This window comes from Geodermatophilus sp. SYSU D00758 (genome assembly GCF_054049955.1).
Genome location: NZ_JBJGYK010000007.1, coordinates 132,555 through 151,596, shown reverse-complemented (window position 1 = coordinate 151,596; position 19,042 = coordinate 132,555). Strand labels below are relative to the sequence as shown.

General features: G+C 74.1%; 19 protein-coding genes and 1 pseudogene. 7 read left to right on the top strand and 13 right to left on the bottom strand.

The features are described 5' to 3' along the window. Window positions 1-121 precede the first annotated feature (121 nt). The 5 genes from ACI8AC_RS07480 to ACI8AC_RS07460 all read right to left on the bottom strand — a co-directional run bounded on the left by ACI8AC_RS07480 (window position 122) and on the right by ACI8AC_RS07460 (window position 4,763). Window positions 122-1,279 (bottom strand): MFS transporter, encoded by a 1,158-nt coding sequence (locus ACI8AC_RS07480; RefSeq protein WP_456896710.1) that lies wholly within the window; start codon window positions 1,277-1,279, stop codon window positions 122-124. A 133-nt stretch (window positions 1,280-1,412) separates the two neighbouring features. Beyond that, window positions 1,413-2,660, bottom strand: a complete 1,248-nt coding sequence (gene fmdA / locus ACI8AC_RS07475) for a formamidase (protein ID WP_456896709.1) — start codon at window positions 2,658-2,660, stop codon at window positions 1,413-1,415. A gap of 14 nt (window positions 2,661-2,674) precedes the next feature. After that, window positions 2,675-3,316, bottom strand: coding sequence for an AmiS/UreI family transporter (locus tag ACI8AC_RS07470; RefSeq protein WP_456896706.1), 642 nt, complete (start codon window positions 3,314-3,316; stop codon window positions 2,675-2,677). Window positions 3,317-3,320: 4 nt separating this feature from the next. Then, window positions 3,321-3,650, bottom strand: coding sequence for an FmdB family zinc ribbon protein (locus tag ACI8AC_RS07465; RefSeq protein ID WP_456896704.1), 330 nt, complete (start codon window positions 3,648-3,650; stop codon window positions 3,321-3,323). A gap of 57 nt (window positions 3,651-3,707) precedes the next feature. Next, window positions 3,708-4,763: a substrate-binding domain-containing protein gene (locus ACI8AC_RS07460; protein WP_456896702.1), complete on the bottom strand. Its 1,056-nt coding sequence runs from the start codon at window positions 4,761-4,763 to the stop codon at window positions 3,708-3,710. A 136-nt stretch (window positions 4,764-4,899) separates the two neighbouring features. Here ACI8AC_RS07460 and ACI8AC_RS07455 point away from each other — a divergent pair, with 136 nt between their 5' ends. Both ACI8AC_RS07455 and ACI8AC_RS07450 read left to right on the top strand, forming a co-directional pair. After that, on the top strand, window positions 4,900-5,364 hold the full coding sequence (locus ACI8AC_RS07455) for a MarR family winged helix-turn-helix transcriptional regulator (RefSeq protein WP_456896700.1): 465 nt from the start codon (window positions 4,900-4,902) through the stop codon (window positions 5,362-5,364). Between the two features lie 42 nt (window positions 5,365-5,406). Further along, on the top strand, window positions 5,407-6,441 hold the full coding sequence (locus ACI8AC_RS07450) for an alpha/beta fold hydrolase (RefSeq protein WP_456896699.1): 1,035 nt from the start codon (window positions 5,407-5,409) through the stop codon (window positions 6,439-6,441). On the opposite strand, the gene ACI8AC_RS07445 is transcribed toward ACI8AC_RS07450, so the two are convergent. From ACI8AC_RS07445 to ACI8AC_RS07410, 8 genes and pseudogenes are all read right to left on the bottom strand, one after another. Then, window positions 6,425-6,631 (bottom strand): hypothetical protein, encoded by a 207-nt coding sequence (locus ACI8AC_RS07445; RefSeq protein ID WP_456896697.1) that lies wholly within the window; start codon window positions 6,629-6,631, stop codon window positions 6,425-6,427. The two genes, ACI8AC_RS07450 and ACI8AC_RS07445, sit on opposite strands and share 17 nt — an antisense overlap. 181 nt (window positions 6,632-6,812) lie before the next feature. Beyond that, window positions 6,813-6,986, bottom strand: a complete 174-nt coding sequence (locus tag ACI8AC_RS07440) for a hypothetical protein (protein ID WP_456896695.1) — start codon at window positions 6,984-6,986, stop codon at window positions 6,813-6,815. 136 nt (window positions 6,987-7,122) lie between these two features. Continuing rightward, window positions 7,123-7,386, bottom strand: a pseudogene (locus tag ACI8AC_RS07435) (Gfo/Idh/MocA family protein); the annotation flags it as partial. Window positions 7,387-7,483: 97 nt separating this feature from the next. Then, the gene (locus ACI8AC_RS07430) at window positions 7,484-8,512 is read right to left on the bottom strand and encodes a phosphotriesterase family protein (protein WP_456896693.1); all 1,029 of its coding nucleotides are present in this window, start codon (window positions 8,510-8,512) and stop codon (window positions 7,484-7,486) included. Then, window positions 8,509-9,537: a DctP family TRAP transporter solute-binding subunit gene (locus ACI8AC_RS07425; protein ID WP_456896691.1), complete on the bottom strand. Its 1,029-nt coding sequence runs from the start codon at window positions 9,535-9,537 to the stop codon at window positions 8,509-8,511. Before ACI8AC_RS07425 ends, ACI8AC_RS07430 begins: the two co-directional genes overlap by 4 nt. A gap of 23 nt (window positions 9,538-9,560) precedes the next feature. Continuing rightward, the gene (locus ACI8AC_RS07420; protein ID WP_456896689.1) at window positions 9,561-10,472 is read right to left on the bottom strand and encodes a shikimate dehydrogenase; all 912 of its coding nucleotides are present in this window, start codon (window positions 10,470-10,472) and stop codon (window positions 9,561-9,563) included. Continuing rightward, a complete protein-coding gene (locus ACI8AC_RS07415) occupies window positions 10,469-11,749 on the bottom strand; it encodes a TRAP transporter large permease (RefSeq protein ID WP_456896687.1) in 1,281 nt (426 codons plus the stop codon). The genes ACI8AC_RS07420 and ACI8AC_RS07415 overlap by 4 nt, the downstream gene beginning before the upstream one ends. Further along, on the bottom strand, window positions 11,746-12,288 hold the full coding sequence (locus tag ACI8AC_RS07410) for a TRAP transporter small permease (protein WP_456896685.1): 543 nt from the start codon (window positions 12,286-12,288) through the stop codon (window positions 11,746-11,748). The genes ACI8AC_RS07415 and ACI8AC_RS07410 overlap by 4 nt, the downstream gene beginning before the upstream one ends. A 132-nt stretch (window positions 12,289-12,420) precedes the next feature. Between ACI8AC_RS07410 and ACI8AC_RS07405 the strand changes: the two genes are divergently transcribed. From ACI8AC_RS07405 to ACI8AC_RS07385, 5 genes are all read left to right on the top strand, one after another. Further along, entirely contained in the window at window positions 12,421-13,449 is a 1,029-nt protein-coding gene (locus tag ACI8AC_RS07405) for a LacI family DNA-binding transcriptional regulator (RefSeq protein ID WP_456896683.1), read from the top strand. Then, on the top strand, window positions 13,446-15,365 hold the full coding sequence (locus ACI8AC_RS07400) for a bifunctional sugar phosphate isomerase/epimerase/4-hydroxyphenylpyruvate dioxygenase family protein (RefSeq protein ID WP_456896681.1): 1,920 nt from the start codon (window positions 13,446-13,448) through the stop codon (window positions 15,363-15,365). The genes ACI8AC_RS07405 and ACI8AC_RS07400 overlap by 4 nt, the downstream gene beginning before the upstream one ends. Window positions 15,366-16,145: 780 nt before the next feature. After that, window positions 16,146-16,823: a response regulator gene (locus tag ACI8AC_RS07395; protein ID WP_456896679.1), complete on the top strand. Its 678-nt coding sequence runs from the start codon at window positions 16,146-16,148 to the stop codon at window positions 16,821-16,823. Beyond that, on the top strand, window positions 16,820-18,292 hold the full coding sequence (locus ACI8AC_RS07390; protein ID WP_456896677.1) for a sensor histidine kinase: 1,473 nt from the start codon (window positions 16,820-16,822) through the stop codon (window positions 18,290-18,292). Before ACI8AC_RS07395 ends, ACI8AC_RS07390 begins: the two co-directional genes overlap by 4 nt. 17 nt (window positions 18,293-18,309) lie before the next feature. After that, complete coding sequence (locus ACI8AC_RS07385; protein ID WP_456896675.1) at window positions 18,310-18,921, top strand: GerMN domain-containing protein; 612 nt, start codon at window positions 18,310-18,312, stop codon at window positions 18,919-18,921. Window positions 18,922-19,042 lie beyond the last annotated feature (121 nt).

Below are 19,042 nucleotides of genomic sequence, written 5' to 3'. Positions count from 1 at the left end.
CGCCGGCCCGGCGGATCAGAGACCGCACCACCACCGCGAACCGCTGCCCGGCCTGCTGGCTGCCCCTGCCCCGCCTCCGGTCGCGACCGTGGCTCCGACCAAGCCGCTCCAGCCGGCACGCTCACCCCGTCGAGGAGGACGGACGACCCTGTCGCCCCAGCCTGGCCAGCGCGGCGACGGCCGGGACCAGCGGCAATGCCAGCAGGAACAGCAGCGCCGGCTGCTCGTCGGCGGCCGCGGCGAGCCGACCGCCGACGACGGGTGCAGCGAGACCAGCGCACCCCCAGGCGGTGAACACCCGGCCGTAGGCGCTGGGGAAGGCGTGGACGCCGACCCGGTCGGCCGTGAGCGGGGGCACGAGTGCGGAGACGGCGCCGTAGGCCAGGCCGATGACGGCGAAGGCGACCAGCGCGACGGCGGGTCCGGCCGGGGCGACCAGGCCGACCAGGGCGACGGCGGTCAGCCCGAGCGCGGCCGCCAGGGCCGGTCGGCGCCCGGTGCGGTCGGAGCACCAGCCGGTCACCAGCCGGCCGGCCAGGTTCCCCGCGGCCAGCAGGGAGACGGCCACCCCGGCGGCCCGGGTGTCGAGGCCCCGGGCGAGCGCCAGCGATGCGGCGGTGGCGAACACCGCAAGACCGGGCACGGACCCACCGGCGAACAGGACCCACAGGGTCACCAGCGTCCGGCCCGCCACGGGTGCCGCGCCCCCGGCCGGGGAGGGTGGGTCCTCCCGGCCGGGAGGCGCGAGCACGGCGGCGAGGCTCACGAGTGCGGCCACGACGACGGCGAGCACCACGAGGCAGGTCCGCCAGCCGGCGGCGGACAGCGCTGCCGGCGCGACCAGGCCGAGGAGCACCGGCCCGGCGGCGTAGGCACCGACGACCAGGCCACTGGCCGTCCCCCGGAGCCCCTCGCGCACGCGGGCGGCGAGGGACACCGCGACCCCGTACACGGTTCCGTTGGCCGCGCCGAACAGCAGCCCCACGCCGAGCCAGGGCATCGCGGGGTGCCGTCCGGCGGCGGTGAGGGCCAGCCCGGCGCCGGCGGCGACCGCTGCGACGGCCAGCAGCCGCTTCGGGCCGAGACGTCGCAACCCCCGGCCCACCGCCAGCAGCACGGTGGTGAACACCACGATGGCCAGCGCGAACACGGCCGGGGCGGCGCCGGGTGGCGCTCCGACGTCCGCCATGACCCGGGGGGCCACGAGGCTCCAGGCGAAGAGGGTCCCCACGGCGAGGTTCGCGGTCACCCCGGAGGCGACGAGGCGGGCGGTCGGCACCCGGGGGGATGGCTGCCGACGGTCGCTGCTGCGCAGGCTCACCGGTCACCGGCCGGTGCGACCGGCCACCGGCAGGGGTGCGGGCGGGGCGGCTGCCGCCGTCCCGCCCGCGCCCGCGCGCATCCCTGTCCGGTCAGGAGGTGACGCAGACCTGCCCGCGGTCCTTGCGCTGCGGACCCTGTCCACCGGGACGGATGTCCTCCTCGAAGATCTCGGTCGGCAGGAACACCGAGCAGCAGGCGTTGGGGATGTCGACCACGCCGCCGATGCGCCCCTCGATCGGCGAGGTGCCGAGGATGAGGTAGGCCTGCTCGCCCGTGTAGCCCCACTTCTCCAGGTACCGGATGGCGTTGAGGCAGGCGTTGCGGTAGGCCAGCGTGGCGTCCATGTAGTGGTTGGTGTCGTCGCGGTGGTCGACCGAGACGCCGATGAAGGTGAGGAACTCCGAGTAGCGCGGCTCCACCCGGCCGGGCATGAAGATCGGGTTGGTGGTGACACCGTAGGTCTCCATGCCGCCCTTGATGAGGTCGACGTGGAAGTCGATGTAGCCGCCCATCTCGATGGCGCCGCAGAAGTTGATCTCACCGTCGCCCTGGCTGAAGTGCAGGTCACCGCCGGAGAGCAGGCCCCCGTCGACGTAGACGGGGTAGAACACCCGGCTGCCGCGGGTGAAGTTCTTGATGTCGTGGTTGCCGCCGTTCTCACGAGCCGGCACGGTGCGGGCGCCGTCGCGGCCGATGGCCTCCAGGATGTCGCCGGTGGCCGTGCCGCCCAGGACGTTGTCCGGCAGCGGGGGCAGCCCCAGCGGGGGGACGCGGTCGGGGTCGGTGGCGATCAGCGCCCGCTCGCGGGCGTTCCAGCGGGCCAGCAGGTCGGGCGAGGGTGCGGTGCCGAAGAGGCCGGGGTGGGTGATGCCGGTGTACTGGACGCCCGGGACGTGGCGGGACGTGCAGGTCTGGCCGCGGAAGTCCCAGATGGCCTTGTAGGCGTCGGGGAAGTAGTCGGTGAGGAAGCCGCCGCCGTTGACCTTGGCGAAGATCCCGGAGTAGCCCCAGCCCTCGCCGCAGTTGGGCCCCTGGGTCTGCGGCACCGGGCCGAGGTCGAGGATGTCGACCACGAGCAGGTCGCCGGGTTCGGCCCCCTCGACGGCGATGGGGCCCGACAGCATGTGGGCGTGGGAGAGGTCGACGTCGCGGACGTCGTTGGCCGAATCGTTGTTGCCGATCTGGCCGTCGGTCCACTCCTTGCACTCGACCCGGATGTCCTGCCCCGGCCGGACCGTCACCGCCGGGGGGATGTCGGGGTGCCAGCGGTTGTGGCCGGGGACCTCCTGGTCCCGCATGGACCTGCTCTGGTCGACGCTGAACACGACTTCGGGCACGGCGGCTTCCTCTCTCAGTGGGCGCCCGGCGCGGTGCCGGGCTGGGCGGGAACACGGGAGGCGGGGGTGGTCAGGGACCGGCCGAGCGGCGCGCTCGCGGCGAGCAGGGCCAGGCCGAGGACGGCGACGGTGACGGCGGCGGGGACCGAGTCCGTCCACCAGCCGGCGAGGATGAGGTAGGCGGGGACGAGGGCGGTGAGCAGCCCCTCCCCCGTGGCCAGGACGCCGATCGCCGCGGTCAGGCCGTCCCGGTGCAGGGCCATGAGCAGGAAGAAGGAGAACCAGAGCACGGCCCAGAGCAGCCAGATGACGCCGAAGACCCGGTCGCCGACGACCGCCCAGGAGTGGACCGCGAACCCCACGGCGGCGGCGGCGACGACGAGGGAGAACCAGCCCAGGCCCTCGGCCGGCCACCCGGTGATGGCGTTGATGCCGACCCACAGGTAGGTGAACCCGAAGAAGTACAGGCCCGCGGCGAGGGCGATCCGCGCGGGGTCGCCGGCCGCGAAGATGATCAGGTACGTCGGCGTCACGACCTGCAGCGCGCCGACGAACAGGTTCAGCGGTGCCGCGCCGCGCGGGTCCACGTACCCGAGCAGCATGATCCCGTTGACGACGAGCACCGCGCCGACGTAGAGCAGCCCGACGGTGGCCACGGCGTCACCAGCGCGGCAGGGGCTGGTGGGGACCGGCCGGCCGGGCGGCGGCGCTGATGGGGGTCGCTCCGGTCTGCGGGCTCCACCGGCGGCTGCGCGGCCGCGGCGCGCCGGCGGGGATGGACCGCACCACCTGCGGTGTCTCGGCGCTGGCCTCGGCGCCGGCCACGGCCCGGTGCAGCGCCGCCGGCGTCGTGCTCAGCGCCGGGGCGGTGAACACGCGGGTGGAGTCGGCCCCGCACGCCGGGCAGGCGTGGGTGGGCCGGACCGCGGACATCGGTACCACGACCTCGAAGACCGAGCAGTCGGGGCAGCGGAACACGTAGGTCGCCATGGGTCAACTCCTTTCGAGTGAAACTTATTCACGTGAAAGGAGTTGTCAAGCCCCTCCCTACAGGGAGGCCAGGACGTCGAAGTCGTAGCCGTCGGCCACCGCGAGGTGCACGCGCTGCTGCAGGTGGTTGCCGGAGAAGGACACCGCGCCGCGCGGCCCGTCGTAGCCGAGCCCGTCGGCCACGGCGAGCATCCGCCCGACGTCGAGTCCGCCGGCGCGGGCGGCGAGTGCGGCCAGCGCCATCAGCCCCTCGAAGCAGGACTCGGCGGCGTTGTTCAGCGGGGGCGCGTCGGGCCCGTGCTGATCGGTGTAGGCGCCGCTGAACTCCAGCGCCGATGCGGTGGCCAGCGAACGGAAGTACGAGGCGCACACGAACAGGTTCCTCGTCGCCTCCGCTCCACTGGCCAGGAGCATGTTCTCCTCCATGAGCGGGGTGAAGCGGACCAGCCGCTCCTGCAGCCCCCGCGCGGCGAACACCCGGTTGAACTGGACCGCGTCCTGCCCCACGAGGTACAGCAGCACCCCTTGCGCGTCGGTCCGTCGGATGCGCTCGAGCACACCGCCGTAGTCGGTGGTGCCCAGGGGCACGAACGCCGTCCCGACCAGGTCCAGACCGAGCTCCCGGGCGAACCGGCGGGTCACCGCGACCGAGGCCCGCGGCCAGACGTAGTCGTCCCCCACGACGAACCACCGCCGCACCCCGCACTCGTCGCGCAGCCAGCGGAGAGCAGGAGCGATCTGCCGGCCCGGGGTCTCGCCGGAGCAGAACACCCCGGGCCGCGCCTCGCCGCCCTCGTAGAGGGACGTGTACACGTAGGGGACCCGGCCGGCGGTCCTCGGGGCCACCGCGTGACGGACCGCCGAGATGTGCCAGCCGGTGACCGCGTCGATGCGGCCGGCGTCGACCAGCCGGGCGACCTCGGCGCCGACCAGGTCGGGACGGGCGCCCCCGTCGACGACCTCGAGCTCGAGTTCCTGCTCCAGCAGGCCGGAGGCGTTGACCAGGGCGACCGCCGTCGCGGCGACGGCCTCGCAGGACGGCCCGAACAGCCCGGCCGGCCCCTGCAGCGGGACCACCAGGCCGATGCGCGCGACGTCTCGGGCCCGAGGCATCCCGTCCTCCCGGCGGCCGTGCACGGCGAAGGAGCGCTGGCCCCGGCGACCGCGCTGACCGGGCAGCCGGGTGAGAGCCCACTATGCTGATCCCACCCGGCCGAGGGAAGGGCCACCGGGGCGAGAAGAGAGACGCATGCGGCAGCTGAACGAGGGGAGCTCGCTGCCCCACGTGGACCTGCTCCGGCAGGCCGCCGACGGTCTGAGCGACCGCGTCGAGGAGATCCTCGGCGACGCCGACCTGACCCTCGACCAGTGGCGCGTGCTGTGGACCCTCGTCGAGCACGGCCCCCTCTCGATGAGCGACATCGCCGGCCGCACCCGCATCACCGGCCCGACGGTGACCCGCGTCGTCGACCGGCTGGCGGAGCGCGCCCTGCTCTACCGCAACGTCGACGCGGCCGACCGCCGCCGTGTCCTCGTCTTCGCCGCCGAACGCGGCCGTGCCCTGTGCCGCACGCTGGCCCCCCGCATCGCCGCGGCGGAGCGCGACGGCCTGTCCCCGCTGTCGGCGGCGGAGACCCGCACCCTGCGCCGCCTGCTGGAGCGGCTGGCGACGGACTCCGGTCGAGCGCAGGGGTTGCGGGGCTCCACGGGATAGCGCCAGGCTGACAGGCGAACCTTTCACCTGAAAGGAGCCGCCGTGCCACGGCCCACCGATCACGAGACGTTCGACCTCGGCGACCTGCCCCTGCAGGCCGGGGGAACCCTCCGGGACGCGCAGCTGGCGTACAAGACCTACGGCACGCTCGCCGAGGACAGGTCCAACGTCATCGTCCACCCGACCTGGTTCAGCGCCTGGCACGACGCCAACGAGTGGTCGATCGGCCCGGGCCGGGCGTGCGATCCGCAGGACTACTTCGTCGTCGTCCCCAACCAGATCAACAACGGGCTCTCGTCGTCCCCGAGCAACACCCCGCCGCCGTTCGACGGGCCGCACTTCCCCCGGGTGACCTTCCACGACCAGGTCGAGGCCCAGCACCGGCTGCTCACCGAGAAGTGGGGCATCGAGAGCATCGAGCTGGTGCTCGGCTCCTCCATGGGCGCGGGTCAGACCTACCAGTGGGCGGTCAGCCACCCCGAGATGGTCAAGCGCGCCGCCCCGATCGTCGGCTCCCCCCGGACCAGCGAGCACAACCAGGTCTTCCTCAAGAGCCTGCGCGCCACGCTCACCCTCGACCCCGCGTTCCGCGCCGGCGAGTACTCCCCCGACGCACCGCCCACCGCCGGCATCCGCGCGTTCGCCCGCATCTACGCCGGCTGGGGCCTGTCCCAGGCCTTCTACTGGCAGCGGGAGTACCGCTCGATGGGCTACTCCTCGCTCGAGGACTTCCTCGTCGGTTTCTGGGAGGGCTACTGGCTCGCCGAGCGCGACCCGAACGACCTGCTGGCCATGCTCTGGACCTGGGAGCACGGCGACGTCGGCAGGACGCCGGGCTTCGACGGCGACACGGAGGCCGCACTGCGCTCCATCCGTTGCCCGCTCATGGCCATGCCCGCCCGCACCGACCTCTACTTCCCGCCCGAGGACGAGCAGGCCTGGTCGGAGCACATCCCCGACGGCGAGGTCCGGGTGCTCGACACCGTCTGGGGCCACTTCGGCGGCCTGGGCATGAACGAGGCCGACAACGAGGTCATCGACCGCAACCTCGCCGAGCTGCTCACGCGCCCGGCATGAGCGGCCGGTCGTCGCCCTCCACCACCCAGCCGCGCCAGACGGCAGGCCCGTCCTCGACGTCGCCCACCGCGACCGCCGCGACGCCCACCGAACGGCCGCAGCCGATCGGCAGCCACCGCGTGGGCGGTCCGGATCGGAGCGCCGCCAGCGCGACGTTCATCGAACCGTTGCCGGCCGCGGGCCATGCCACCGACTTCGACGTCCTCCGTCCCCCACCTCGTCAAGAACCCCGGGACGACCCGGGCCCCCGGGGGGCCGGGTGACGCCCCACCGGCACCAGGAGGCGGCACGAGCTCGGAGGCGCCGGTCACCTGCCCACCGGCGGCACCTGACCGGGCCGCGGCCGCGACGGCCAGCGTGCCGCGCAGGGTCTACAAGGCGTCCCGGCCGTCCACCAGCGGCGTCGCCGTCCCGCGCACGACGCCGCAGAAGTGGTCGAGCTGCCGGACGAGCGGATCGGCCGGCTCGACGGCCGCGACGGTGGCCTCGAACGGCTCCCGCCAGGACCGGCGCCCGGGGTAGGTGCGCAGCCGCATGCTGGGCACGGCGAGGGATCCGCGGGTGCCGGCGAGCAGGTAGCAGTCCTCCTCCGGATACCGGGGGTAGCTCGGGTCCTCCCCGGAGGTCTGCTCCCAGCTGCGCGGTGCGGCGGCGGTGTCGGACAGGAGGAAGCTCCCCAGCGCGCCCGTCGGCGAACTGCAGGGTGACGGCCACGGTGTCCTCGACGGGGAAGCCGCGGGTGCGGTTGGTCGCCACGGCCTGCACGGCGGTGATCTCGCCGCAGAGGGACCGCAGGCCGTCCACCTCGTGGACCATGTTGATCAGGATCGGTCCCCCGCCGGGCTCGGCGCGCCAGGGGGCGGCGGTGAGGTAGTCGTCGGGCTCGGTGAACAGCGCGCTGCCCTGGACGGCGACCAGGCGCCCGAGGGTGCCGTCGGCGACCAGCCGGCGGGCGGTGCCCAGCAGCGGCTGTGCCGTCGGTGGTGGCCGACCAGGACCGGCACGCCGGCCGCCTCCGCCGCCGCGACGACCCGGACGCGGGTCACGGCGTGCTCGGGGTCAGCAGCCGCGCCGGGTTGAGCACGGTCATCTGGTGGACGTCGGCCTCGGTCGCCCCGCCCTCGAGCAGCATCGGGACGATGCGGCGCGGGATGTCCTCGAAGTGCCAGCGCGGCGCGTGCACCGCCCGCCAGGACGGCGGGGTGACCCGGCTGAAGCAGGCCGCGTCGTGCGAGAGCACCATCCGGTCGGCGTAGCCGAGCCGCAGCAGCGCCAGCACGGTGGCCACCCGCCGCTCGTCGGGCAGCACGTGCTCCATGCCGAAGCGGTCCATTCCGATCGTGGAGCCGGCGTCCATGAGCACCCGCAGGTAGGTGAGGTCCTCGGTGTCCCCGGAGTGCCCGACCACCACCCGGTCCAGCGGCACCCCGTGGGCCCGCAGGAAGGCCTGCTGCTCCAGGCCGTTGCGCAGGTCCGGCCGGCTGTGCGTGGTGAGGGGGACGCCGGTCTGCCGGTGCGCCTCCGCGGCGGCGGTCATCACCCGGGCGACGTCCTCGGTGATGCCGGGGGCGTCGGTGACCACCTTGAGCATGCCGGCGCGGACGCCGGTGCCGGCGATGCCCTCCTCGATGTCCCGGACGAAGAACTCGACCAGCGGGTCGGGGCCGCCCACCAGCCGGCCCGGCCCGTGGGTGCGGAAGAACGGCGGCAGGACGTCGTCGGTGTAGTAGCCGGTCGAGGCCACCAGGTGCACCGGGACGCGCTCGGCCACGGGCAGCAGGCGGGCGATGTCGCGGCCCAGGCCGAGGACGGTGAGGTCGACGAGCGTGCCGATCCCCAGCTCGTGCAGCCGGGTCAGATCGGTGACCGCCCGCTCGAGGGCCGCGGGCTCGTCCCACTCGGGGTGCGGGTGGTTGACGTCGAGCTCCGGGCTGGTGACGAAGACGTGCTCGTGGATGAGCGTCGTCCCCAGCCGGTCCGGCCGGACGGGGCCGCGGAGGGTCTGGACCACCGGCCCGGGACGGCGCTCGCCGGCGCCGTCCCGGGGGGTGGTGGGCGGTGCCGCGGTCACTCGGCCGAGTCGCGGATGGCCTCGTAGACGGCCAGCTGCTCCTCGGTGAAGTTCTCCCGCAGGTAGGGCTCCACCCGCTCGCGGAAGGCGTCGGTGTCGACGTCCTCGACCACCTCGAACTCGCCGCCGGAGGTCCACTCGTCGAGGATCTGCTGCTCGTCCTCCTCGACGCAGCCGGGCACCTGCTCCACGGCCGTCTCGACCGCGGCCGACAGGGCCTCCCGCTGCTCGTCCGACAGCTCCGCCACGGCCGGTCCGGCGATGACCAGGTTGGAGTTCTCCTGGTGCCCGGACAGGCTGATGTAGTCCTGCACCTCGCCCAGGTTGAGGGCGTCGATGTTGACGATCGGGTTCTCCTGGCCGTCGACGATGCCCTGCTGGAGGGCCAGGTAGAGCTCCTCGAAGGCGACCTCGGTGGGCTCGGCCCCCAGGGCGCGGGCGTTCATCAGGAACTGCGGCGAGTTGGGGAACCGCATGCGCAGCCCCTCGAGGTCGGCCGGCTCCCGGATCGGCTGGTTGGCGGTGAAGTGCCGGGCCCCGGCCGACCAGGCGCCGAGGACCTCGACGCCGGTGGCGTCGGCGAAGCCCTGGGTGAGCTCCTGCGAGGCGTCGCTGCCGAAGAACCGGGCGAGGTGCTCGCCGTCGTCGAAGGCGTAGGCGGCGTCGACGACGCTCATCGGCTCGTACACCGCACCGAGCGCGGAGGCGCCCTGGATGTCGAGGTCGATGTCGCCGGAGACGACCGACTGGATGCGGTCGGCGTCGCCGCCGAGCTGGCTGTTGGGGTAGATCTCCACGGTCAGGCCGACGTCGGCGGCGGCGACCTCGTCGGCGATGACCTGGGCGCCGCAGCGGTGCTGGGGCTGCTGCTCGGTGTAGCTGTGCGCCAGGGTCAGCTCGACGTCACCTCCCCCGGCGGCTCCTCCCCCGCCGGCGTCGTCCCCGCCGCAGGCGGTGGCGAGGACCAGCGGCAGCAGGGCGGACGCGGCGAGGACGACGCGGCGGTGCGGCGGGCGGACGGACATGAGGTCTCCCCTCGTCGGGACGGTCAGGTGCGGTCGGGCGGTGCGGCTGCGGTGACCTCGGCGGCCACCAGCTCGTCGAAGACGGCCTGCATGGCCGCGCGGGAGGCGGTGCGACCGGTGAACAGCTCGAAGCTGTCGGCGGCCTGGTTCACCGCCATGCCGGCGCCGGTCATCACCCGGCAGCCCCGGGCGGTGGCGTCGGAGACCAGGCGGGTCACCAGGGGGCGGTAGACGATGTCGGCGACCCAGAGCCGCTCGTCGAGCAGCTCGGTGGGCACCGGCGTCCCCGGGTGGGCGGCCATGCCCACCGGGGTGGCGTTGACCAGGCCGGAGGCCGCGGCGAGCAGCCGCGGCAGCGCCTCCGGCTCGGCGACGCCGGCGCTGCGGTGGGTGTCGGGCAGCGAGGCCACCAGGGCACGGGCCCGGGCCGTGTCCCGGTCGACGACCGCGAGCTCGCCGGCGCCGGCGGCCACCAGCGCGTGGGCGACCGCGGCGCCGGCACCACCGGCGCCGACCAGCACCACCAGGTCCAGCGCCACCCCGGGCAGCCGGTCGGCCAGCGCCTCGGCGAAGCCGGTGACGTCGGTGTTGTGGCCGCGGGTGCGCCCGTCCTCGACGACCACGGTGTTGATCGCGCCGATGGCGGCGGCCTCCGGCGCCAGCTCGTCGACCAGCGGGGCCATCACCTGCTTGACCGGGTGGGTGACGTTCAGCCCGTCGAAGCCGAGCTCGACCGCCGCCGCCAGCAGCGGGCGCAGGTGGTCGGCGCCGAGCTGGTCGTCCCCCAGCTCCACCCGCTTGTAGGTGTAGCGCAGCCCCTGGCGCGCGCCCTCGCGCTCGTGCAGCTCCGGGGACAGCGACGGGCCGATGCCCTGCCCGAGCAGCGCCGCCGAGCAGGAGAGGCGGGCGGCCCGGTCGGTGGGGTGCGCACTCACAGGCCCAGCACCTCCGGCAGCCACAGCACGGCGTCCGGGAAGGCGATGATCAGCCCGAGGATCACCAGCAGCGGGACGATGAAGGGCAGCGACCCGCGGAAGACGTTGCTCACCTTGGTGTCGGCGACCGTGCTCAGGACGTACAGCACGGTGCCGACCGGCGGGGTGAGCAACCCGATCATCAGCGCGACGATCATGAGGACGCCGAGCACGATGGGGTCCACCCCGAAGGTGGCGCTGATCGGCAGCAGGATCGGCACGACGAGCACCAGGACGGCGGTCGGGTCGACGACCGTGCCCAGGACCAGCATCAGGACGGCGGTCATCAGCAGGAAGACGGTGCCGTTCTCGGTGAACCCGAAGACGTTCTCGGCCAGCAGCTGGGGCACCCGCTCGCGGGCGAGGATGTAGCCCAGCAGGGAGGCCGAGGAGACGATCAGCATGATCGCCCCGGTGGTGACCACCGCCTCGGTGACCACCGCGGGCAGTGCCCGCAGGGGCAGGCTCCGGTAGGCAAGGCCCAGCACGAGCATGTAGGCGACGCCGACGGCGGCGGCCTCGGTCGGGGTGAAGAAGCCGCCGAGGATGCCGCCCAGGATGATCACCGGGGCGAGGATCGGCCCGATCACCCGCCGCCCGGTGACCGCCAGCCGGTGGGCGGAGAACTCGGTGGGGACGATGTCCCGCTGGCGTCGCACGAGGACGAACACGACGACGCACAGCCCGAGGGCCATCAGCAGCGCGGGCACGACCGAGGCGGCGAACAGCCCGCCCGTCGAGACCGCCGCCAGCCCGGCGAAGATGACCGCGGGGATGCTCGGGGGCATCACCGGGGCGATCAGCGACGCCGCGCCCGTGACACCGAGCCCGAAACGCAGCGGGTAGCCGTTGCGCAGCATCGCCGGGATCTGGATCTTGCCCAGCGCGGCGGCGTCCGCGACCGCCGAGCCGCTCATCCAGGAGAAGCCGAGGCTGACGCCGACGCTGACGTAGCCGAGCCCGCCGCGCACCCGCCCCAGCAGCGCGAGGGCGAAGTCGAACAGCCGGTCGGCGATGCCGGCGCGGTTGGCGATGACGCCGAGCAGGATGAACAGCGGCACGGCCAGCAGCGGGAAGCTCGCCGTCGCGTTGACGACCAGCCGCAGGCTGAGCCCCACCGACTGCCCGGTCAGCCACATGTAGGCCAGCGAGGGGCCGAGGAAGGCGAAGGCGACGGGCACGCGCAGGAGCAGCAGGACCACGATCCCGACGGTCAGCAGCACGAGTTCGGTGCTCATGCCGGGCGCACCCCCCGCTCGCCGGCCGGGGCCGGGACGCCGCGGACCGCGAAGACCACGGCCGCCACCGCACCGCGCACGGCGGTGCTGGCGAAGCCGAGGAACGGGAAGAGGTAGAGGACCCACAGGGGCATCCGCAGCGACGGGGAGCGCAGCCGCCCCTGGGAGGCCATGAGCTCCCACGCCTCGACCGCGAAGGCCACCCCGATGACGGCGACGACCGCGCTGGCGATCACCCGGACCACCCGGACGACGACGGGCCGGCGGATGGTGTCCACCAGCTGCAGGGCGATGTGCGAGTCGGTGGTGACCAGCACCCCGGCCACCGTGAAGGTCACCCACACCAGGCAGAAGCGCGCCAGCTCACCGGTCCACGACCAGCCGCCCACCGGCAGGTAGCGCTGGGCGGCCTGGAGCAGCACCAGGGCCGCCATCACCACCAGCGCCGCGCCGGCCAGCGCGAGCTCCACCCGCGTGACCACCGCGACCGGCGTCGTCCACCACCGTCGCGCCGGGGGCGCTCCGTCCCGCTCGGCCATCCGCGCTCCCTCCCCTCGACCGGCTGCTGTGCCGGTCGTCACAGCACGGGGGGACCGTAGGAGCGCCCGACGGGGGCGCGCAAACGGTTGCGCATTGTTGCCAAAACGTCGTGACCGGACTGTGATGGGGGGGTGAGCAGCCCGACCATCTACGACGTCGCCCGGGTGGCGGGCGTGGCGACGTCCACGGTCTCGCGCGCGTTCGGCAGCCCCGGCCGGATCGGCGCGGCGACCCGCGCCCGCGTGATGCAGGCCGCCGAGGAGCTCGGCTACCAACCCAACCCGCACGCCAAGGCGCTGATCTCGCAGCGGACGCAGACGATCGCGATGGTCGTCTCCGACATCACCAACCCGCACTTCTTCGAGCTGATCCGCGGGGCGGAGATGCGGGCCAAGGCGTCGGCCTACACCCTCGTCCTGGTCAACGCCGAGGAGTCGCCGCGGATGGAGCTCGAGCAGGTCCGGCGGCTGTCCCGGTCGGTGGACGGCTTCCTGCTCGCGGCCAGCCGGCAGCCGGAGGAGAACCTGCTGGAGCTCGCGGCCACGCACGCGATCGTGATGGTCAACCGCCAGGTGCCGGGCCTGGCCAGCGTGGTCCTGGAGCACACCGAGGGCTGCCGGCAGATGGTCGCCCACCTGGCCTCGCTCGGGCACCGGTCGGTCGTCTACCTCTCCGGCCCGCGCAACTCGTGGATGGCGGCCAGCCGCTGGGCGGCCATCCGCTCGGCCGCGCTGGAGCTGGGGCTCGACGCGACCCGGTTGGGCCCGTTCACCCCGACGGTGGCCAGCGGCGGCCCGGCGGCCGACGCGGCCCTGACCACCGGCGCCACGGCGGTCGTCGCGCACAACGACCTGCTGGCCATCGGGGTGCTGCGCCGGCTGGCCGAGCGCGGCGTCCGCGTGCCGGCCGACGTCAGCGTCGCCGGCTTCGACGACATCTTCGCCGCCGAGCTGTGCACCCCGTCGCTCACCACCCTCGGCGGGGCGCACACCAACGTCGGCCGCGCCGCGGTGGAGCTGCTCCTCGACGCCCGGGCACCCGGCCGGGACCCGGGCTCACCCCCGCAGCTGGTGGTGCCCTCCGAGCTCCGGCTGCGCCGGTCCACCGGCACCCCCGTGGGCGGCCGACCCGCCCCCGACCGGAAGGGCCTCCCGTCATGAGCGGCCCCGCCGTCCGGCGAGCGATCGCCACCGTGTGCCTGTCCGGCACCCTGGAGGACAAGCTGGCCGCGGCCGCCGGCGCCGGGTTCGACGGCATCGAGGTCTTCGAGCCCGACCTCGTCGCCGCGCCGTGGTCGCCGGCCGAGGTCGCCGCCCGCAGCGCCGACCTGGGCCTGTCGATCGACCTCTACCAGCCCTTCCGCGACCTGGACTCCACCGACCCCGGACGGTTCGCCCGCAACCTGCGCCGGGCGGCGCGCAAGTTCGACGTGATGGCCGCCCTCGGCACCGACACCGTCCTGGTCTGCTCGTCGGTCGCCCCCGACGCCGTCGAGGACCCCGACCGGCTCGCCGAGCAGCTCGCGACCGCGGCGGACCTCGCCGCCGACCGCGGGATGCGCATCGCCTACGAGGCGCTGGCCTGGGGCCGGCACGTCTCGACCTGGGACCGCTCCTGGGACGCCGTCCGCCGGGCGGACCACCCGGCCCTGGGTCTGTGCCTGGACAGCTTCCACGTCCTGTCCCGGGGCGGGGACCCGGCCGGGTTCGCCGCCGTCCCCGGGGACAAGCTGTTCTTCCTGCAGCTGGCCGACGCCCCGCACCTGCAGATGGACGTCCTGCAGTGGAGCCGCCACCACCGCCTCTTCCCCGGGCAGGGGGCCTTCGACCTGCCCGGCTTCCTGGCCTCCGTCCTCGACGCGGGCTACGCGGGGCCGCTGTCGCTGGAGGTGTTCAACGACGTCTTCCGCCAGGCCGACCCGGCCCGGACCGCGGTCGACGCCATGCGCTCGCTGCGCTGGCTCGAGGAACGGGTGGCCACCGCGCGCCCGGACCTCGGGCTGGCCGCGCCGCCGCCGGCGCCGCGGCTGACCGGTCACTCGTTCGCCGAGCTCGCCGTCGACGGCGTCTCCGGGCCACGGGTGAGCGCGGCCCTCGCGGGCCTCGGCTTCACCCACACCGGCCAGCACCGCTCCAAGCCCGTCCAGCTGTGGGAGCAGGGCCAGGCGCGCGTGCTGCTCAACGCCTCCGTCGTCCGGCCCGCGGGTCCGGGCATCGCCGAGGTCGCCGCCCTCGGTCTCGAGAGCGAGGACCCGACGCGGTCGGCCGCCCGCGCCACCGCCCTGCTCGCCCCGGTGCTCCCCCGGGTCCGCGGCGCGGCCGAGGCCGAGCTCGCCGCCGTGGCCGCACCGGACGGCACCCAGGTCTTCTTCACCCGCACCGGCCCGGACGGCTGGCCGGCCGACTTCCTCCCCACCGGCGAGACCCCGGACAGCGGCACCCACCTCACCCGGATCGACCACGTGGGGCTCACCCAGCCCTTCGACTCCTTCGAGGAGGCCACGCTGTTCTACCGCGAGGTCCTCGGCCTCGGCCCGGAGGCGGTCACCGAGATCCCGGCCCCGTTCGGGCTCATCCGCAACCGGGCGGTCGCCACCCGCGACCGCTCGGTGCGGCTGGCGCTGGCCGCCTCGTTGCTGCGCCGCGGCGGCTGGTCCCCCGACGTCCCGGCCCCGCAGCACGTCGCCTTCGCCACCGACGACCTCATCGCCACGGCCCGCGCCCTGCGGGCCGCCGGCGCGCCCCTGCTCGCCGTGCCCGCCAACTACCACGACGACCTCGACGCCCGCTTCGACCTCCACCCGGAACTGCTGGCCGACCTGCGCGAGTACGGCGTGTTCTACGACGAGGGACCGGACGGGACCCTCCTCCACCTCTACACCCAGGTGCTGGGCGATCGGGTCTTCTTCGAGGTCGTCCAGCGGATCCGGGACTACGACGGATACGGCGACGCCAACGCGCCCGTGCGCATGGCGGCCCACCGCAGGGCCCGCCGGGCGAGCGTGGAGGACGACCGGCGCGCGGCTGAGCCGCGGCGGACGAACCGTGCACCTGGCGTCCACCACGGTGGTGGATGACGGCCCCCGGTCAGCAGCCGGCCCCGGACGTCGCCACACTGGGGAACAGGACGGGGTTCCGGACGATCATCCGGACGAGCCGCTGCCCCGCGGAGATGCTCCCCCGTTCGGACCCGGACCGATGACCCGGCGAGTTGTCCACGAGGGTGTTGGCGGGCGCTGGTCGGCGATGGACACGCAGGTCAGGCGGGTCACCCCACCGCACGCCGTCGGCTGTTGAGGGTGGTTCGTCGGTCGCAAGTCGGTCGCCGGTCGGGGTGATACCGGAACTGACGAGAGAATGGTCGGAGAGCCGATTCCCCTTCGTCCGACAATTGAAGAGGCGACACCGGACGACGCATCCCCGCGACGGCGATCCGGACCGCTCGCCACAGGCTGCACGACCAGTATCGGCGCCGCATCGGCCCGACCCGTCTCCTCGAGGCCGATCGTCGGCACGGCGCGGCCCGCACCCCTGGGGGGCCGGGCGAGGCCTGGGGAGCACGGCCGGGAGCTGGACGTCCACCTTGGCCGCGTACACCGCCACGACCAGGGAACACCCCGGTCGGCCTGCAGCCGGAGGCACCGTTCCGGAGCACCGGCCGGCGCGGGTCCAGGGCTCCGGGACGTGGTCCTCCGGGCCGGAACACCGGCCACCACGCCACCTCCCGTCATCCGACCGTCACATACCGACGGAAGTGCTCGCTCTGCCGTGACGGCTTGATGACTTCGGCGGCGGGAGGGGCCTTTTCGTCCTCGGGCGACTGGTGGTGGGGACGGCAGGTGAGCAGACTTTCCGGCGTGCCCCGATCGGTGCTCATCATCGAAGACGACCCTCGGATCCGCCGGATCGTCCAGATGATGTTGGAGCGGGAGGGCCTGGAGGTCGCCGGGACGGAGAGCGGCGAGTCGGGGCTGGATCGGCTGGCCGAGCGAGATTTCGACATCGTGCTGCTGGACCTCATGCTGCCGGGCAAGGACGGCTTCGAGATCTGCCGGGAGATCCGCCGCAGCTCCGACGTGCCGATCATCATGGTGACCGCCCGGGGGGACAGCCACGACGTCGTCGCAGGTCTGGAGGCCGGCGCGGACGACTACGTGTCCAAGCCGTTCGTGGCCAAGGAGCTCTCTGCCCGGATCCGCGCCCTCGCCCGGCGGAAGCGGACCTCGGAGCCCCGCACCCGGCTCACCGTCGGCACCCTCGAGATCGCACCGCAGGACGGCACGGTCAGTCGCGACGGGAAGCTGATCGACCTCACCCGCACGGAGTTCCGACTCCTGTGCGAACTGGCCGAGCGGCCCGGCCGTGTCCTGAGCCGGGAAGAGCTCCTGGAACGGGTCTGGGGCTACGACTACTTCGGCGACTCCCGTCTGGTCGACGTCCACGTCCGGAGGCTGCGCAAGAAGATCGAGCCGGATCCGGGCAACCCGACCATCGTGACCACCGTCCGCGGCATGGGATACCGCACCCCGGGATGACGGCAACCCGGTCCCGTCCGCACCTGTTCTCCCGCACACTCGCACCTGACCGCGCCCCGGAGCCTCCCGGCGGGGCGCGCCCGCGGAGAGCGGCCCGGCTACGGACCCTGCGCGGGCGGGCAACCCTCGCCCTGACCGCGGCCACCGCGGTCCTCTGCACCACGCTGGCGATCGCTGTCTGGGGCACGGTCTCCCAGTACCTGCTCGTCCAGCGGGAACGCACCACGCTGGTGCAGGCCGCGGACAACGCCGTCCAGGTGCAGCGCGCCCTGGAGACGCAGGGCCAGACCATCGCACAGGTACTCGGCCAGATCCCCCGCGAGACGGGTTCCATCTCCCTCTACGTCGACGACGGCCAGTGGGTGACCACGTCGATGCAGCTGGGGCGGGACGACATCCCGGACCTCCTGGCCGAGACCGTCATCGACGGCAGTGCCGCCCGGCAGCGCATCGAGGTGCAGGCCGCACCGATGATGGTGGTGGGGATCCCGCTCGCCGGCCTCGACGAGGCGTACTTCGAGGCCTTCCCCCTCGTCGAGTTGGACAGGACCTACCGCGTCCTGGGGACGGTGCTGGGCATGGCCGTCCTCGGCCTCGTACCTCTCCTGCTGTCGGTGACCTGGTGGGTCACCGGCCCGGCGCTGCGCCCGCTCGACCGCATCGCGACGGCGGCGGAGGCGATCGCCGAGGGCGACCTGTCCGCGCGCATCGACCACGGCGGGGATCCGTCCCTGATACCGATCGCGACGTCGTTCAACCGCACCGCGGCCGCCCTGGAGGCCCGCGTGCGCGTCGACGCACGGTTCGCCGTCGACGTGGGTCACGAACTCCGCAGCCCGCTCACCGCGATGCTCGGTGCCGTGGAGGTGGTGGAGAGCAGCGCGCACGAGCTGTCCCCCGACGGCCGGGAGGGGCTGGCGCTGCTCCGGTCGGAGGTGCTCCGGTTCGAGCGCCTGGTGGCGGACCTGCTGGAGATCGCCCGTGCCGACGCGGGAGACGCCGATCTCGTCGTGGAGGAGATCCGCCTCGCCGCCCTGGTGGAGGAGGCCCTGGCCCGGCGGGAACTCGCCGGCCTGACGCCTCCCCGCCTCCAGGTCGACGCCCAGGCCTCGGACGTGGTGGTCCGTGCCGACAAGCGCCGACTGGAACGGGTGCTGGCCAACCTGATGGACAACGCCGAGAAGCATGGTGGAGGGCTGACCAGGGTCACCGTGTCCCGCGGCGGCACCTCGGCCCGTGTCCTGGTCGACGACGACGGCCCGGGGATCCCCGAGGACGAGCGGAGCCGGGTCTTCGACAGGTTCGCCCGCGGCAGTGGCAGCATCCGCACCCGGACGGAGGGCGCCGGTCTCGGCCTCGCGCTCGTGGCCCGGCACGTGAAGGTGATGGGGGGCACGGTGACGGCCGGCGAGAGCCCGTCGGGAGGCGCGCGGTTCGTGGTGGAACTCCCGGTCCACCGGCAGCCGTGAGCGGGAGGAGGGTGCTCGTGCGTGCGCTGCCGCTCCTGGTCGCCGCGGTGCTGCTGACCGGCTGCGGGATCCCTGCCCAGAACCGGCCCGAGCTGGTGCCCGACGTCGCGCAGCCCCCGGTGGCCAGCGGTGACGGCGCTCCCCCGGCCGGGCCGAGGCTGACCGTGTTCTTCGTCCGGGGTGCCGACCTGGCCCCGGTCGAGCGGCGCACGTCTGCCGCCACCGCGGTCGCGGCCCTCGATCTGCTGGTGGAGGGACCGACCCGGCGGGAGTCAGCAAGCGGGATCCGGACCGCGCTCGCCCCGGAAGCGGTCGCCGCCGACGAGGCGTTCCACCCGGGCACGACCACGGTCTCGGTGAACCGCGGGTTCACCGCGCTGAACGGAGAGGACCAACTGCTCGCCGTGGCACAGGTCGTCTGGACGCTGACCGACCTCCCCGCGGTGGGCTCCGTCCGGTTCACCCGGGAGGGCACGCCCATCGAGGCGCCGACGGACGCCGGCTTGACGGATCGTCCGGTGACCCGCGAGGACTACCGGTCCGTCACCCCGGCGGAGCCGGCCACGACACCGACGACGGGTCCGCCGGCGGAGCACGCCGACCCCACGGCCGGCCCCGCTCCACGCTGACCAGAGGGGCTCGTGAGGCGCCGGCCGAGGGCGCACCGGCCTCGTCCCGGCAGTGCTCGGATGCGGCGTCGGACGGGTGGCCGGGCGGGCGGACGAGGACGGCGCCTCCGTGGCGTCGGCC